This window comes from Rhizobium sp. FY34, assembly GCF_005222845.1.
GTDB lineage: Bacteria > Pseudomonadota > Alphaproteobacteria > Rhizobiales > Rhizobiaceae > Neorhizobium.
Genome location: NZ_STFZ01000007.1, coordinates 186462 through 202419, shown reverse-complemented (window position 1 = coordinate 202419; position 15958 = coordinate 186462). Strand labels below are relative to the sequence as shown.

At 60.1% G+C, this 15958-nt stretch carries 18 protein-coding genes and 1 tRNA gene; 7 read left to right on the top strand and 12 right to left on the bottom strand.

The window, feature by feature from the left end:
- Window positions 1-107: 107 nt before the first annotated feature.
- The 6 genes from E8M77_RS05760 to E8M77_RS05735 all read left to right on the top strand — a co-directional run bounded on the left by E8M77_RS05760 (window position 108) and on the right by E8M77_RS05735 (window position 4981).
- Complete coding sequence (locus E8M77_RS05760) at window positions 108-734, top strand: TadE/TadG family type IV pilus assembly protein (RefSeq protein ID WP_246659139.1); 627 nt, start codon at window positions 108-110, stop codon at window positions 732-734.
- Entirely contained in the window at window positions 734-1333 is a 600-nt protein-coding gene (locus E8M77_RS05755) for a TadE/TadG family type IV pilus assembly protein (protein WP_137129663.1), read from the top strand. Before E8M77_RS05760 ends, E8M77_RS05755 begins: the two co-directional genes overlap by 1 nt.
- A gap of 80 nt (window positions 1334-1413) precedes the next feature.
- Window positions 1414-2634: a phosphopentomutase gene (locus E8M77_RS05750; protein WP_137129662.1), complete on the top strand. Its 1221-nt coding sequence runs from the start codon at window positions 1414-1416 to the stop codon at window positions 2632-2634.
- On the top strand, window positions 2631-3638 hold the full coding sequence (locus tag E8M77_RS05745; RefSeq protein ID WP_137129661.1) for an adenosine deaminase: 1008 nt from the start codon (window positions 2631-2633) through the stop codon (window positions 3636-3638). Before E8M77_RS05750 ends, E8M77_RS05745 begins: the two co-directional genes overlap by 4 nt.
- Before the next feature lie 72 nt (window positions 3639-3710).
- On the top strand, window positions 3711-4340 hold the full coding sequence (upp, locus tag E8M77_RS05740; RefSeq protein ID WP_137129660.1) for a uracil phosphoribosyltransferase: 630 nt from the start codon (window positions 3711-3713) through the stop codon (window positions 4338-4340).
- Between the two features lie 107 nt (window positions 4341-4447).
- Window positions 4448-4981: a TIGR02281 family clan AA aspartic protease gene (locus E8M77_RS05735; protein ID WP_348639896.1), complete on the top strand. Its 534-nt coding sequence runs from the start codon at window positions 4448-4450 to the stop codon at window positions 4979-4981.
- Between the two features lie 13 nt (window positions 4982-4994).
- Here E8M77_RS05735 and deoA read toward each other — a convergent pair whose 3' ends face one another.
- The 10 genes from deoA to E8M77_RS05685 form a co-directional block, all read right to left on the bottom strand.
- A complete protein-coding gene (gene deoA, locus E8M77_RS05730) occupies window positions 4995-6305 on the bottom strand; it encodes a thymidine phosphorylase (protein ID WP_137129659.1) in 1311 nt (436 codons plus the stop codon).
- A gap of 3 nt (window positions 6306-6308) precedes the next feature.
- Window positions 6309-7079, bottom strand: coding sequence for a deoxyribose-phosphate aldolase (gene deoC, locus E8M77_RS05725; RefSeq protein WP_137129658.1), 771 nt, complete (start codon window positions 7077-7079; stop codon window positions 6309-6311).
- Between the two features lie 115 nt (window positions 7080-7194).
- Window positions 7195-7998, bottom strand: a complete 804-nt coding sequence (locus tag E8M77_RS05720; protein WP_137129657.1) for a purine-nucleoside phosphorylase — start codon at window positions 7996-7998, stop codon at window positions 7195-7197.
- On the bottom strand, window positions 7995-8387 hold the full coding sequence (locus E8M77_RS05715; RefSeq protein WP_137129656.1) for a cytidine deaminase: 393 nt from the start codon (window positions 8385-8387) through the stop codon (window positions 7995-7997). Before E8M77_RS05715 ends, E8M77_RS05720 begins: the two co-directional genes overlap by 4 nt.
- A 7-nt stretch (window positions 8388-8394) precedes the next feature.
- A complete protein-coding gene (locus E8M77_RS05710; protein ID WP_137129655.1) occupies window positions 8395-9366 on the bottom strand; it encodes an ABC transporter permease in 972 nt (323 codons plus the stop codon).
- 10 nt (window positions 9367-9376) lie between these two features.
- Entirely contained in the window at window positions 9377-10480 is a 1104-nt protein-coding gene (locus E8M77_RS05705; protein WP_137129654.1) for an ABC transporter permease, read from the bottom strand.
- A gap of 13 nt (window positions 10481-10493) precedes the next feature.
- A complete protein-coding gene (locus E8M77_RS05700) occupies window positions 10494-12005 on the bottom strand; it encodes an ABC transporter ATP-binding protein (RefSeq protein WP_137129653.1) in 1512 nt (503 codons plus the stop codon).
- A gap of 82 nt (window positions 12006-12087) precedes the next feature.
- Window positions 12088-13080 carry a BMP family ABC transporter substrate-binding protein gene (locus E8M77_RS05695; RefSeq protein ID WP_137129754.1) on the bottom strand — a complete coding sequence of 331 codons (993 nt, stop codon included), beginning with the start codon at window positions 13078-13080 and terminating at the stop codon, window positions 12088-12090.
- A gap of 239 nt (window positions 13081-13319) precedes the next feature.
- Window positions 13320-13973 carry a peptide-methionine (S)-S-oxide reductase MsrA gene (gene msrA / locus E8M77_RS05690; protein WP_137129652.1) on the bottom strand — a complete coding sequence of 218 codons (654 nt, stop codon included), beginning with the start codon at window positions 13971-13973 and terminating at the stop codon, window positions 13320-13322.
- 40 nt (window positions 13974-14013) lie between these two features.
- On the bottom strand, window positions 14014-14337 hold the full coding sequence (locus tag E8M77_RS05685; RefSeq protein ID WP_137129651.1) for a hypothetical protein: 324 nt from the start codon (window positions 14335-14337) through the stop codon (window positions 14014-14016).
- Window positions 14338-14563: 226 nt separating this feature from the next.
- Here E8M77_RS05685 and E8M77_RS05680 point away from each other — a divergent pair.
- A tRNA-Ser gene (locus E8M77_RS05680) sits at window positions 14564-14653 on the top strand.
- A 15-nt stretch (window positions 14654-14668) separates the two neighbouring features.
- On the opposite strand, the gene E8M77_RS05675 is transcribed toward E8M77_RS05680, so the two are convergent.
- Window positions 14669-15382, bottom strand: coding sequence for a phosphatase PAP2 family protein (locus E8M77_RS05675; protein ID WP_137129650.1), 714 nt, complete (start codon window positions 15380-15382; stop codon window positions 14669-14671).
- 162 nt (window positions 15383-15544) lie between these two features.
- Complete coding sequence (locus E8M77_RS05670) at window positions 15545-15949, bottom strand: DUF2177 family protein (RefSeq protein ID WP_137129649.1); 405 nt, start codon at window positions 15947-15949, stop codon at window positions 15545-15547.
- Window positions 15950-15958: the final 9 nt, after the last annotated feature.

Here is a 15958-nt window from a genome sequence, read left to right as displayed (position 1 = left end):
TCGCTCTGTTCCACAGTGACGCAAAGTCTAGCAAGGCCGGAAACGAAATCTCAACACAATGGGCCTAGCGTCGCGGTCTTTACGGAGACTGAGCAAAGACGATGCGCGTGGATGATCCCCATCTCTCCCCCCAAGAGGCGCAGACAAGGCGGCGGGGTCCGTGGCGCAGGCTTTTGCGATCGCGCGATGGCGCAGCCGCCATCGAATTCGCCATTCTGGCCATTCCCTATTTCCTCATCATATTCGCAATCATCGAGACCTTCGTGGCCTATACGGCTGAACAGCTCGTCTCCAATGCGACGGACACGATCGCACGTCAGATGCGCACGGGGCAGATTACTGCCGGCATGAACCGTTCGACGGACAAGACGCGCACCCAGATGCGGGAAATTTTCTGCAAGGAAGTCTCGATCCTGATCAGTTGCACGCCGGAAGAGATTGCCACGCCCAACCTGCTTCTTCTCGACATTCGCAGCTTTGCGACTTTTGCCGACATACCGACGTCCATCCCACGCAAATCCGCTGGAGATTATGCGGATATCGATACGTCCGGCTTTGGATATTCGCCCGGCGGACCAACCTCGATCAACATGATACGTGCCTATTATCGCTGGCAGGTGATCACCGATCTCGTGCGCCCCTACATCACCAATATCCGCCCGACCGATGGTTCTCTTCCAAGCCACTTTCTGATCGTTGCGACATCTGCCTTCCAGAACGAGGATTACCCGTGATGGATGCGACGACAAAAGCGACCAAAGCCTTGACCGGCATCCTCATGCCGATCCGGCGCTTGCTGCGCGATCGCGCCGGCGTTGGCGGCGTGGAATTTGCCATTCTCGCGCCCATCCTCATCTCGCTCTACATTACCTGTTTCGAGCTGACGATCGGCTTCAGCGTTTCCAAGCGCGTAACAAAGGCGACGGCGACCATTGCTGACCTGATTACCCAGCAGAAGAGCGTCAACGAAACCTATCTCGGCACAATGGTGAATGTCTCAAACGCCATTTTCGTGCCCTATAACAGCTCGGCCGCCAAGCTGACGCTGAAGGTGACCGGCATTGTCATGGATGGCACAGGAGTGCCGAAGGTCGCCTGGTCCTGGGACCAGCTGAACGGCCGACCCTATGCGGTTGGCGCGACGGTGACCGGCGTGCCGAGCGACATGCAGGTGGCAAACTCCTTCCTCATTCGCGTCGAAATGTCCGTGCCGCATGAACTGCTGATGTTCCTGCCTGGCATCGTCTCTGCGGAAACCCGCTCCATCACCATCGCCCGTACCTATTTCTACCGTCAGCGCGTCGGGGATTCGATCGACTGCAGCAATTGTTGAGGCTTTGCCAAACGAAGACTGCAGCGTTATGAGACCTATTCCGCAACCGGCGGACAGTTTCTCTCAAGGCATGGTGATCAATGGCACGCGCCTTTCTTTTCGTTCTGGATTCCTTCGGCATTGGCGGTGCGCGCGATGCCAGCCGCTATGATGATCTAGGCGCAAACACGCTAGGCCACATCGCTGAGTTCTGTGCCGCAGGTGCGGCCGATCGCGAAGGCCTGCGACAGGGACCCTTGCGGCTGCCCAATATGGCCTCGCTTGGCCTTGTGCATGCGGCCAAGCTTGCCTGCGGCGATTTCCCGGCCGGAATGCCGGTGCCGGAGCGAATTTTTGGCCTGCATGGCGCAGCCGACGAGGTCTCACGCGGCAAGGATACGCCCTCTGGCCATTGGGAAATAGCCGGCACGCCGGTAACCTTCGACTGGGGTTATTTCGCCAGCGAAGGCGATGCCTTTGCGCCCGAACTGGTCGAGGCCATCTGTCGCGGAGCCGACCTGCCGGGCATTCTGGGCAATTGCCACGCATCCGGCACCGATATCATCGCAAGCCTTGGCGAGGAGCACATCCGAAGCGGCAAGCCGATCTGCTACACATCCACCGATTCCGTCTTCCAGATTGCCGCACACGAGACCCATTTCGGGCTGGAACGGCTGATCGCGCTCTGCCAGACCGTGCGCAGACTGGTCGATCCGCTGAATATCGGCCGCGTCATCGCAAGACCCTTCATCGGGGAAACGGCCGCCAGTTTCGAGCGCACCGGCAATCGCCGCGACTTTTCCGTGCTGCCGCCGCAGCCGACACTGCTCGACCGTCTGGTCGAGGCCGGCCGCACCGTGCATGCGGTGGGCAAGATCGGCGATATCTTTGCCCATCAGGGCATATCGCGGGTGATCAAAGCCAATGGCAACGAAGCCCTGATGAATGCCACGCTGACCACGATCGACGAGGCAGAAGAGGGCGATCTCGTCTTTACCAATTTCGTCGATTTCGACATGCTCTATGGCCACCGCCGCGACGTGCCCGGCTATGCGGCAGCACTCGAAGCCTTCGACAAGCGGCTGGGCGACGTGCATCGACGAATGAAGCCCGGCGACCTTCTGCTGCTGACCGCCGATCATGGCTGCGACCCGACCTGGCGCGGCACGGACCATACGCGCGAACGCGTTCCGATCCTTGCCTATGGTCCGGGCATTGCGGCGCGCACGATCGGGATGCGCGACAGCTTTGCCGATATCGGCGAGACGGTGGCGGCGCATCTGGGCATTTCCAGCGGCCCCTATGGACGGAGCTTCCTGTGACACATGATCTCCTCAAGGCAGAAATTCACTGCCATATCGAAGGTGCAGCGCCTCCTGCCCTCACCCTGAGACAGGCGCAGAAATATGGGGTGGACCCGACAAGCTTCATGCAGGGCGAAACCTATGCCTGGCGCGATTTTGCCGAATTCATTCAAGCCTATGACAAGGTCGCCTCGCTGTTTCGCACCGAGGAGGACTATGCCATCCTCACCGAAAGCTACCTTCTGGAGCTTGCCGCCATCAAAACGATCTATAGCGAGATCATCGTTTCGCCCGATCATGGCGATCGCATCGGCCTTGGTGCAGATGCCTATCTCGCCGGCATCACGGATGGCATTCATGCAGCGAGAGAAAAGACCGGCATCGAGGCCCGCATCATCGTGACCGGCGAGCGGCACTTCGGACCAGACCGGGTGATTGCCGCCGCGCACTATGCCGCGCGAAGCCACAATCCGCTGGTCACCGGTTTCAACATGGCCGGCGAAGAGCGTATGGGGCGCGTGGCCGATTATGCCCGCGCCTTCGATATTGCCCGAGATGCAGGCCTTGGCCTGACCATCCATGCCGGTGAAGTCTGCGGCGCCTTTTCCGTCACGGATGCGCTCGATCTGGTCAAACCCTCGCGCATCGGCCATGGCGTGCGCGCCATCGATGACCCTCCCCTCGTTCAACGGCTGGTGGAGGCAGGGGTGGTGCTGGAGGTCTGCCCCGGCTCGAATGTGGCACTCAATGTTGCCGCCAATTTTGAGAGCCACCCACTCAAGCCATTGATGCAGGCTGGCGTGCGCGTCTGCATCAACTCGGATGATCCGCCCTTCTTTGGCACCTCGCTTGCCCGTGAATATGAGCTGGCGAGCACCGTAATGGGCTTTTCCAAGCACCAGATCAACGCCATGACGCGGACGGCGCTGGAAGCGGCCTTTGTGGACGAGGAAACCCGCAGCCGGCTTCTGGCGCGCTTTGATCGGCATGCGGCTGGGGATGATGCGCTAAAGCTTGGCTGAGTGCTTGCGGGAAAGCCGATTTTCCGTGAAGAGATAGACAAAGGCACAGAAGAAGAGCGAAGGCAGGTTCTCATGGACGGCGTTACAGTCATCAATCATCCGCTGGTGCAGCACAAGCTCACCATCATGCGCCGCAAGGAGACCTCGACATCGAGCTTCCGCCGGCTGCTGCGCGAAATCTCGACGCTCCTCTGCTATGAGGTGACGCGCGATCTGGAATTGACGATGGAAACCATCGAGACGCCGCTCACCGAAATGCAGTCGCCGATTCTCGAAGGCAAGAAACTGGTCTTCGCCTCCATCCTGCGCGCCGGCAACGGACTGCTCGAAGGCATGCTCGAACTGGTGCCTGCCGCCCGCGTTGCCCATGTCGGCGTATATCGCGACCATGAAACGCTGCAGGCCGTCGAATATTACTTCAAGGCGCCGGATGCCTTGTCGGAACGTCTTGTCATCGTTGTCGATCCGATGCTGGCCACCGGCAATTCCTCGATTGCCGCGATTGAAAAGCTCAAGGAACGCGGCGCAAAGAACATCCGCTTCCTCTGCCTGCTGGCGGCCCCGGAAGGCATCAAGAACTTCCGCGAGGCGCATCCGGACGTGCCGATCTTCACCGCCTCCATCGACAGCCACCTGAACGAGAAGGGCTATATCATGCCCGGCCTCGGCGATGCCGGCGACCGCATGTACGGCACCAAGTAAGCTTCTCTTAACGCATCTGCCAGATATGCCCGCAACATCGGCTTGCGGGCATTTTTCGTTGAGGCCTGCGGTCTATGCTGCGAGCATTCCGCCGGAGCCTCGTCATCATGCTGCGCAATCTGATCGTCTTTGTCATGGCCGCCATGGCTGCCTCGCAGATCCCCTATCTGCTGGGGTTGACGGGCCTTTACCCGGCAGACAACACGCCAGACAGTATTGCCACGCTTGAAGCCCCCGCCTCCGAGACCAGTCCCTCGCCCGCATCGAGAAGTGGCACGGTGACGCTTGCCGCCGACGCCCGCGGCCATTTCATCACCACCATCCGGCTGAACGGCAAGCCGGTTGAAGGCATGATCGATACTGGCGCCACATCGATCGCCATCAATGAATCAACGGCGAGACGGCTGGGCTATTCGGCCAATAGTCTGAAATTCGAGCATAGCGTGAACACCGCCAATGGCGTTACCAAGGTGGCGCTGGTCATGCTGGACCGAGTCGAACTGAACGGCATCCGGGTGGACGATGTGCGCGCCGTGGTTGGTCGCGACGAGGCGCTGTCCGGCACGCTGATCGGCATGAGTTTCCTCAAGCGGCTTTCCTCCTTCCAGGTGAAGGATGGAACCCTGAAACTGGTGCAATAGCAAACCGGTCAGCTCAGCCGATCTTTTTGAGGATCAGCGCCCGCTCGGGCTGGGCCTTGTCGCCGACCTGGTAGAGCCTTGAAACACTGGCTGCGACATTGGCGGCTGTGCCCTGGTCTGGCGCATGCACGAAAGCGATCGGCTGGCCCTTTTCCACCTTCGTGCCGAGCGGCAATATCCGGTCGAAACCGACACGCGGATCGATCTCATCGGACGCCCGGCGGCGCCCGCCACCCAGTTCGACCACGGCCATGCCCAGCGCCCGCGTATCGCAGGCGACAAGATAGCCAGTCTCCAAAGCCGGAACCGGCGCGATGAACGGTGCGCGAAACAGATAATCATCCGGGCGGCTTGCAAAATCGGCAGGCCCGCCAAGGCCATGCACCATACGGGCAAAGACCTCGAGCGCCCGCCCGGACGTAAGCGCCGTACGGGCCTTTTCCAGCCCTTGCTCGACCGTATCCACCAACGATGATTGCAGCAGCATTTCAGCGGCAAAGGCGAGCGTCACGGTCTCGATGCGGGTACCGGCCTTCTTGCCTTTGAGAAACTCCAGGCAGTGAATGATTTCAAGCGCATTGCCGGCGGCATCCGCCAAGGGCTCGTTCATGTCCGTCAGCAGTGCTGAGGTCCTGACGCCGGCACCGTTTGCGACTTCCACCATGGAGAGGGCCAGCGCTTCGGCCTCCTCCAACGTTTCCATGAAGGCGCCATTGCCGAACTTCACGTCAAGCACCAGCGTCTGAAGGCCGGCGGCCAGTTTCTTCGACAGGATGGAGGCGGTAATCAGCGGCAGCGAATCGACGGTCGCCGTCACGTCGCGGATGGCATAGAGGCGCTTGTCGGCCGGTGCCACGTCACTTGTCGGCGCAATGATGGCACAGCCGGCCTGGCTGACCACCTTGCGGAACAGGTCTTCACGCGGCGCGACATCATAGCCCGGAATGGCAGCAAGCTTGTCGAGCGTGCCGCCGGTATGGCCAAGCCCGCGACCGGAAATCATCGGCACGGCGAGCCCGCAGGCGGCCACGATCGGCGCCAGCATCAGCGAGACATTATCCCCGACACCGCCGGTGGAATGCTTGTCGGCAATCGGCTTCGAGACGCCTTTCCAGGACAGGACATCGCCGCTGTCACGCATGGCGAGCGTCAGTGCTACGGTCTCGTCGCGCGTCATGCCGCGAAAGAAGGTCGCCATGGCAAAGGCGGCCACCTGGCCCTCCGAAATCTCGTTGGCGGTCATCGCACGGATGAAGGCGCTAATCTCGTCACGCGACAGTTCCTTGCCATCGCGCTTGCGACGGATGATCTCCTGCGGGATCATCGATCAGTATCCGCTGGACTTGGCGCTGGACGCACCGCCAGCTGCAACGCTGAGAATATCATCGAGCAGGCTGGAGGCGCCAAAGCGGAAGGTCGATGGCATCAGCCAATCGGGGCCCAGGATGGTTCCGGCCAGACGCAGGTAAAGATCGGCATCAGACACCGTCGAGATTCCGCCGGCCGGCTTGAACCCGACGTTCTTGCGGCTGTCGCGAATGGCCTGCAGCATGATATCCGCGGCTTCCAGCGTCGCATTGACCGCCACCTTGCCGGTGGAGGTCTTGATGAAATCGGCGCCGGCGGCAATGGCAAGCTCGGAGGCGCGGCGGATCTTGCCGCTATCCTTGATCTCGCCGGTTTCCAGGATCACCTTCAGGCAGGATTTCGGGCAGGCAGCGCGCACGGCCGCCACCATGTCGCTGACAGAGGCTTCATCGCCGGCCAGAAAGCCCTGATAGGGAATGACAAGGTCGATATCATCGGCACCATCGGCGACCGCTTTGTGCGTTTCGGCAACGACCTCTGCGACCGGCAAGTTGCCGGAGGGAAAGTTGACGACCGTTGCAATGCGCACGGCATGGCCTGCCCCAAGAATGGCGCGGGCCTGCGCTACGAAGCGCGGCCAGATGCAGATGGCGGCTGCGGTGCCAAAGGGCGTCTGCGCCCGCTTGCACAGGGTCTCGATGGCTGCGGCATCGCAATCGTCACGCAAATTGGTCAGGTCCAGCAGCGACAGCGCGAAGACGGCGATCTCGCGCGGGCTCAACAGTTCCATGGGGCTCTCTCCCGCATTCATCGGAATGACCATAATTATCCTTCAATCGATTAGAGGCAAGCCGCGACTGGCTGATGACAGGAGGCTGCGGGGCACAATGCCCTGCAGGCGGTCATCAGGGCAGCATATCCTGGCTGAACAGGTCTTTGAGAATGGTGGCCAGACGATAGCCACCCTTCGGCGCCATTTCCTTGGTTTCATCATGGCTCAGTTCGGCACCGGTCATGCCTGCGCCGAAATTGGTGATCACCGAACAGGCAGCAACCTTCAGGCCCATGTAACGCGCCAGGATGACTTCCGGCACCGTGGACATGCCGACGGCATCGGCGCCGAGCACGCGCGCCATGCGGATTTCCGCCGGCGTTTCAAAGCTTGGACCGGAAAACCACATATAGACGCCGGAATAAAGCGGCGTGGCCGTGCGGATCGCAGCATTGCGGATGGCGAGCGCCAGATCTGCATCATAGGCTGTCGTCATGCCGACAAAACGGCGATCGCCGCTTTCGCCGATCAGCGGGTTCATGCCGGAATAGTTGATGTGATCGGCAATCTGCATCACCGAACCGGGCGGCATATCCTCACGCAGCGAGCCTGCCGAATTGGTAAGGATCAGCGACTGCACGCCGATTCCCTGCAGCACTTCGATGGGAAAGCGCATGGCTGAGGCGTCGCCATGCTCATAGTAATGGGCGCGGCCAGACAGCATGATGACCGGCTGGCGACCAAGACGTCCGGCCACCAATTCGCCCACATGGCCGGTGACGCCGCTCACCGGAAAGCCCGGCAGGTCGCCATAGGAAATGCGGATCTTATCCTCGATCTCAGCCACGAGCGAGCCAAGGCCGGAGCCGAGAACAATGGCGTGGCGCGGCATCAGGCCGCCCAACCGATCCACCAGATGATCGATGACAGGCTTCATCCGAGAAGCTCGGTCTTGAACGAGAAGGGCAGAAGCTCGTCCATGGTCATCACCTTCTGCACGCCCTGGTCATCGCAGAGATAGATGCGGGTTTCTGGCCCGGCAAATTCGGCGATCTTCTGGCGGCAGCCGCCACAGGGCGGGCAAAGCGCCAGCTTTTCGGCAATTACCGCCATCTCGACGATCTTTTTAGCCCCGCCCATCACCATGGCGCCGATGGCCGTTGGTTCGGCGCACCAGCCCTGCGGAAAGGAAAGGTTCTCGATATTGGCGCCGAGATAGACCTTTCCGTCATCGGCGCGAATGGCAGCGCCGACCGGGAACTTGGAATAGGGCGCATAGGCGCGCGCCATCGCATCGCGTGCGGCTTCAAACAGTTCGTGCGACATGGTCGTCTCAACGCTCCTTGGTATAGGGCACGCCGCCGGCCTTGGGCGGATGGGCAATGCCGATGAAGCCTGCAAGCAGGATACAGGTCAGCACATAAGGCAGCGCCTGGAAGATTTGCACCGGAACTTCACCGATCCCCGGCACGGACTTGCCCTGCATGAAGTTTGCCATGGCATCGAGGAAGCCGAACAGCAGGCAGGCAAACATTACCGGCACCGGCTTCCACTTGGCAAAGATGAGGGCTGCAAGCGCAATATAGCCCTTGCCGGCCGACATATCCTTGATGAAGGCCGCCGACTGGGCAATCGCCAGATAGGCGCCGGCAAAACCACAGAGGAAACCAGCGACGATAACCGCACGGTAGCGCAGCCAGGTGACCGAGATGCCGGCGGTATCCACCGCACCCGGATTTTCGCCGACGGCGCGCAGGCGAAGGCCAAAACGCGTGCGAAACAGCACCCACCAGGAAATCGGCACGGCGGCAAAGGCAAGATAGGTGAGAATATTGTTGCCGGATATCACATTGGCATAGAGCGGGCCAAGGAAAGGCACCTCGCGCAAGGCATCGGCAAAGGGCAGCGTGATCGGCTGGAACCGGGCTTCGCCGGCAAGCTGCGGTGTGCGACCACCCTGGCTGAACCAGGCCTGGCCGAGCACCAGCGTGAGGCCGGCTGCGACGAAATTCAATGCGACGCCCGAGACGATCTGGTTGCCGCGATTGGTAATCGCCGCAAAACCGTGCACCAGCGAGAAAACGATGGAAATGGCGATGCCACCCAGAAGGCCAAGCCAGGGATTGCCGGTGAGATAGGCAACGCAGGCGGATGCGAAGGCAGCTGCCAGCATCTTGCCTTCCAGCCCGATGTCGAACACGCCGGCACGTTCGGAAAACAGGCCGGCAAGGGCTGTAAACAGCAGCGGGATCGATAGGCGAATGGTCGAGCCCAGAATGCTGACGAGAGTATCGAAGTAATCCATGTCTTCCTCCTCACGCCCGCTTCAAGCGCAGATACAGGTGAACAATGGCTGGCCGGAACATATATTCCAGCGCACCGGCAAACAGGATCACCAGACCCTGGATGACCACGATCATTTCACGGGTAATGTTGGGCATCTCGAAGGAGAGATCGGCGCCGCCCTGATAGAGGATGCCAAACAGCAGGGCTGCAATGACGATACCGACCGGATGGCTGCGGCCCATCAGCGATACGGCAATACCGACAAAGCCCGCACCGCCGACAAATTCCACCTGCAGGCGGGCGGACGACCCCATCACCGGGTTCAGCGCCATCATGCCGGCAAGGCCTCCGGAAATCAGCATGGCAATGATGACCGTGCGCGAATAGGGAATGCCGGCATAGACGGCGGCTGTCGGGCTGATGCCAAGCGTGCGCATTTCATAGCCAAGCTTGGTGCGCCAGATCAGCACCCAGACGAGGAAGGCCATCACGAGCGCGATCAGGAACGAGACATTGAAGGGTGCCGGCCCGAGCTTCAAACCGAACAGGGCCATCAGCCAATCCAGCTTCGGCAATTGGCCACCCTCCAGAAAGGTTCGCGTTTCCGGCGCCATATTGCCGGGCACGATCAGCACATTGACGAGCAGATAGACCATCAGCGCTGCGCCGATGAAGTTGAACATGATGGTGGTGATGACCACGTGGCTGCCACGGCTGGCCTGCAGCCAGGCCGGAATGAAGGCCCAGGCCGCGCCAAACAGGGCAGCACCGATAATGGCAAACGGCATGGTGACATACCATGGCACGTAATGATCAAGCGCCAGCGCCACCAACGCTGCCCCGAGACCGCCAAGATAGGCCTGGCCTTCCGCGCCGATATTGAAAAGGCCGGCATGAAAGGCGACGGCAACCGACAGACCGGTGAAGATGAAGCTCGTCGTATAAAACAGCGTGAAGCCGATCGCATCGCCACGACCAAGCGCGCCATCCACCAGAAGGCGCAGCGCCTCGAACGGGTTCTCGCCGATCGACCAGACGACAAGCCCGGAGATCAGGAAGGCCAGCGCTAGGTTCAAAAGCGGTATCAGCCCATAGGTGATCCAGTTGGGCAGGGGTACGGAAGCGGTACTCATGAATGTTTCGTCCTCATGCGGCGATGCCTGCCATCATCAGCCCCAGCGTCTGCTCGCCGGCATCGGCGGTCTTTTCGCCGACGACCTTGCCCGCAAACATCACGAGGATGCGGTCGGATAGGGAACGGATCTCGTCCAGCTCGACGGACACGAGCAGGATCGCCTTGCCGGCATCGCGCATTTCCACGATGCGGCGGTGAATGAATTCAATGGCCCCGATATCGACGCCGCGCGTCGGCTGGCCGATGATGAGCGCCTTGGGATCACGCTCGATCTCGCGGGCCACGACGATCTTCTGCTGGTTGCCACCGGAGAAATTCGCCGTCTTCAGCCTCGGGTTCGGCGGGCGGATATCGTATTTCTCGATCTTTTCGACGGCATCCGCCTGGATGGCCTTCAGATCGAGGAAAGGGCCTGTGCCATAGCGGGCATCGCGATGATAGCCGAGCACGGCATTCTCGTATTCCTCAAATTTGAGAACGAGGCCCATATGGTGGCGGTCTTCTGGGATATGGGCAAGGCCGAGCGCCCGCAACCGTGCTGGATCGGCACCGGCAATCGGTTGACCATCAAGCAGGATCTCGCCAGATACCGGCTTGCGGATGCCGGCAATGGCTTCCAGAAGCTCCGACTGACCGTTACCGGCCACGCCCGCAATGCCGACGATCTCGCCTTCGCGCACATCGAAGGAGACATTGTCGACCATGGTGACGCCACGGCTGTCCTTCACCGTCAGGTTCTTGACCGAAAGCAGCACCTTGCCGGGATTGGCCTCGCCCTTTTCAACCCGCAGCAGCACGCGGCGGCCAACCATCAATTCGGCCAGTTCCTCCACCGTGGTCTCTGCCGTCTTGCGGGTCGCGACCATTTCGCCGCGCCGCATGACCGAAACTTCATCGGTGATCGCCATGATTTCGCGCAGCTTGTGGGTAATCAGAATAACCGTCTTGCCCTGATCGCGCAGCACGCGCAGCACCTTGAACAGGTGATCAGCCTCCGCCGGGGTCAACACGCCGGTCGGCTCGTCGAGGATCAGGATATCGGCGCTGCGATAGAGCGCCTTGAGGATTTCCACCCGCTGCTGCTTGCCGACGGGCAGATCCTCGATCACGGCATCCGGATCGACATCCAGGCCGTAATCGGTCTCCAGTCGCTTAAGCTCCTTGCGGGCGCCAGTAACGCCCTTGGCGAGCAACTGCCCGCCTTCGGCGCCGAGCATGACGTTTTCCAGAACCGTAAAATTCTCGACCAGCATGAAATGCTGGTGCACCATGCCGATGCCGGCTGCAATCGCTGCCTGGCTGTCCTTGATGGTCAACGGCTTGCCATCGACACGGATCTCGCCGCGGTCCGCCTGGTAAAAACCGTAGATGATGGACATGAGCGTCGATTTTCCGGCACCGTTTTCACCGATAATGCCGTGGATCGTTCCCTTTTCCACCTTCAGATTGATATTCTTGTTGGCGTGTACGGCACCGAAACTCTTATCGATGCCCACCAGTTCGATCGCGGGATGCGGGCTCAAACGCCTTCACCTTTCCTTTTCCGGAAACCGGACATGGAAAGGGCGTAGGACGGATACCGCCATACGCCCTTCACAGGTTTCATTACATCGGGCAGGTCTTGTCCGACATGTAATCGTGAACCTTGACCGTGCCGGCAATGATGTCGGCTTTCGCCTTTTCGACGGCAGCCTTCATTTCAGGCGTGACGAGCTTGGCATTATTGTCGTCGAGAGCGTAACCGACGCCATCTTCGGCAACGCCATTGGCCTGGATACCGGCGGTGAACTTGCCAGCGGCCGCATCCTTATAGGCATTGTAGACGGCGAGATCGACGCGCTTGACCATGGAGGTCAGCACCGAACCCGGATGCAGGTAGTTCTGGTTGGAATCGACGCCAATCGACAGCTTCTTGTTGTCGGCTGCCGTCTGCAGCACGCCGAGACCGGTGGCACCGGCTGCCGCGTAGACGACATCCGCACCCTGGTCGATCTGGTTCTTGGTCAGTTCGCCACCGCGCACGGGATCGTTCCAGGCAGCGCCGGTCGTGCCGGTCATGTTCTGCAGAACTTCGATCTTGGCATTGGCAGCCTTGGCGCCCTGTGCGTAACCACAGGCGAACTTGCGGATCAACGGGATATCCATGCCGCCGATGAAGCCGACCTTGCCGGATTTCGACGCCATGGCAGCCATGACACCGACGAGGTAAGAGCCTTCCTGTTCCTTGTAGACGACCGAGCGGACGTTTGGCAGGTTCACGACGGAATCAACGATCACGAACTTAGTGTCGGGGAATTCCTTGGCAACCTTTTCCATGGCCGAAGTCCAGGCAAAGGACACAGCAACGACCGGGCTAAAGCCCTTGGAGGCGAAGTTGCGGATCGCCTGCTCGCCCTGCGTATCGCTGGTGGGCTCGAAATCGCGGAAATCGGTGCCGGTTTCCTTCTTGTACTGCTCGGCGCCCTTGGCGGCCGCTTCGTTGAAGGATTTGTCGAACTTGCCACCGGTGCCATAGACCAGCGCCGGCTTGATATCAGCAGCCAGCGCCGTGGTCGAAAGCGCCGCCATGGCAATGATAGTCAAAAGGGATTTCTTCATCGTGCAGCCCTGTTTTTTGCTTGTCATCGTGGGTCCCCCCGCACGCCCGTTGAAGGGCATGTCTGCGGTTGCCGGCCTTGTTTCATTATGCCTGGCTGGAGCTCATCCTTGCATGGCTGCAAAGGAAATTCACCAGAAATTTTTCATCTGGTCAAAAACGCAAAAACTGCCGAAAGCTTGAACAAAAAGAGCCGCAGACCTGATGAAATCCGCGGCTCCCTGCTCGCTCATGCAGCATTTTAGCCACTAATAGGGCAAGTGACGCCGGTACCACGCAGACCGCAATAGCCGCCCGGATTCTTGGCAAGATATTGCTGGTGGTAATCCTCGGCATAGAAAAACTCTGCAGCCGGCTCGATTTCCGTGGTGATCTGACCCTTGCGACCAGCCATCGCCAGCTCCTTCTGGAAGGTAGAGCGGGCGGATTTTGCCGCCTCCAACTGGTCCGGTGTGGTCGTGTAAATGGCAGACCGGTAAGTCGTGCCGATATCATTGCCCTGGCGCATGCCCTGGGTCGGATCATGCTCCTCGAAGAAGGTTTTCAGCAGCTGGCGATAGGTCACAACCGCCGGATCAAAGACCACTTTGACGATTTCCGCATGGCCGGTGAGGCCCGTCGTCGTCTCATGATAGGTGGGGTTCGGCGTCAATCCACCCTGATAGCCGACAGCTGTGACCCACACGCCGGGGATCTTCCAGAACAGGCGCTCGGCACCCCAGAAGCAGCCCATGCCCAGATAGGCGACATGCATATTGTCGGGATAAGGCCCTTTGAGCGGATTGCCGTTGACGTAATGATTGTGCGCAGTAGCCAGCGGATCGGAGCGGCCAGGCAGCGCCGCATCGGGCGTCGGCATCATCGTCTTCTTGTTGAACATATCGATCAGGAACATCATCGCCTCCTTGTTGCTCCGCCTTGCACCCATCGGCGGTCTAGGACCTCTCGACGAGCAGGCCATCCGGTCGCGGCCGCCGGTAGCCGACCATCCAGAACAGCAGGGACATCGCCGAAAGAACGGCAAATGCCGGCTGCGCAATGAGGATGGCGACGCCACTGCGCCAGGCCACGGGATGAATATAGTATTCAACCGAGGCTTTCACCAGTGCCAGCGTTTGCGGGCTGATGGCCTCCCAGTCGGCCTCGAAGCTGGTCAGGATCACGGATGAGGCAGACACGGACAGAATAGAATCAATAGCGGCTGCCGCGATGGCGGCCATCAGCGACAAGAGGCTCAGGAAGCGAAATAAACCGGCCATGCACGATCCTGAATAAGCGATCCGTCATGGACCGAGCGGCCGAAGCTAGCAGGTCTTTTGGGCTTGGCAATAAGCGAGTTTGAGGGGCCGGATCCACAGGCTTGAGGCAAGCTTTCGGGGACAGGTCATAAATCTTTCAGATTCCGGTTGCCTGCAGGAAAATCATCGGTATATATCCGCCCCGACCGCTGCTTCGCGTGAAACGCTTCGCAGACCTTGGCGACAAGGACAGGTGGCCGAGTGGTTTAAGGCGCACGCCTGGAACGCGTGTGTGCGTGAAAGCGTACCGTGGGTTCGAATCCCACCCTGTCCGCCATATTTCCATTTCCAATCATAGCCTATGATCAGGTGCCACATAGATAGAGCGCTGTGCGACCAGCCAGCAGCACAATGCCCAGCCGGCACCGGCGCACCAGCCACCCAGAACATCGGTCGGATAGTGGACGCCGAGATAAATGCGGCTCATGCCGACGATCAGGGTGAGAAACAGGGCCGCACCAATCATGAACAGGCGTGTGGCCCGCGTCGGCTGCGCGCGCGACAACAGCGCGCCTATCGTCAGATAGGTTACAGCCGACAGCATGGCATGCCCGCTGGGAAAGCTCAGATCCTGCACATCGACCAGATGCGGCACCACATCCGGCCTTGGCCGTGCGATAACGATCTTCAGCGCCGAACTGATGACCCAGCCACCCATCACAGAGATCAGCATAAAAATCGCAATCTTAATGCGCCGCGCCAGCGTGAGATAGAGCCCGGCAAGCAGGGTCATGATCGACAGCACCGTGACGCCGCCGAGCGCGGTGATGTCTTTTACAGCATGGCCGAGCCAGGCAGGCCCTATGGGCAGGGAGAGGTCACCCGGTTGGCGCAGCAGCAACAGCAGCGCCTCATCCAGCGCATGCGTATCGCCCTCCAGAACCTCTCCGGTCAGTTTCGCAAACAGAAACAGGCTACCGGCGAGCAAAGCAAAGATCAACAGCGTCGCAAGTTCCATCGAGACGACACGCTGCACCAGCCGCTGCGGCAATCTTTCATACGGCATGCCAACCTCTTTTACGCTGAAAGCCTCGAATGGGCCGGTTCATTCGCATCAGAACATAGGGCAAAGCGCCAAATGGCAAGCGAGTGAGAACGCTTCGGCTCCGGCACGTGCCGGAGCCGAAGCAATGCTCATGCGGTGGCGGATTTGGATTCGGCGGGAGTATCAGCCGGTCAGTTTCTGGGTGATCCATAGACCGCAGGCAGCGGCCGTGCCGGTGAGCACCGTTCCCCAGGCCATGTCCACCAGGCTCATGGTCAGCGGCCAGTTCTTCAGCGTGGCGAGATTGGTGATGTCATAGGTGCCATAGGCGATCAGCCCAAGGATGGCACCGGAGACAAAGGCCTGTACCCAGCTTCCGCCCGAAAGATTCGGATGAACGGCAAAATAGACGATGCCTGCAACATAGATGAGGTAAAAGGCACCGGCTGCAGCAAAATCCGGCCGGTCGCGCATCATCTCGCCCAGCTGGCTGCGATAGAATCCGGTCGCGACTTTGCCGAGCCAGACGAAATCGAGCGCGAAGAACACCACTGCCGTCGATAGGTAAGCCACCACATAGACAAACATCGGCATTCT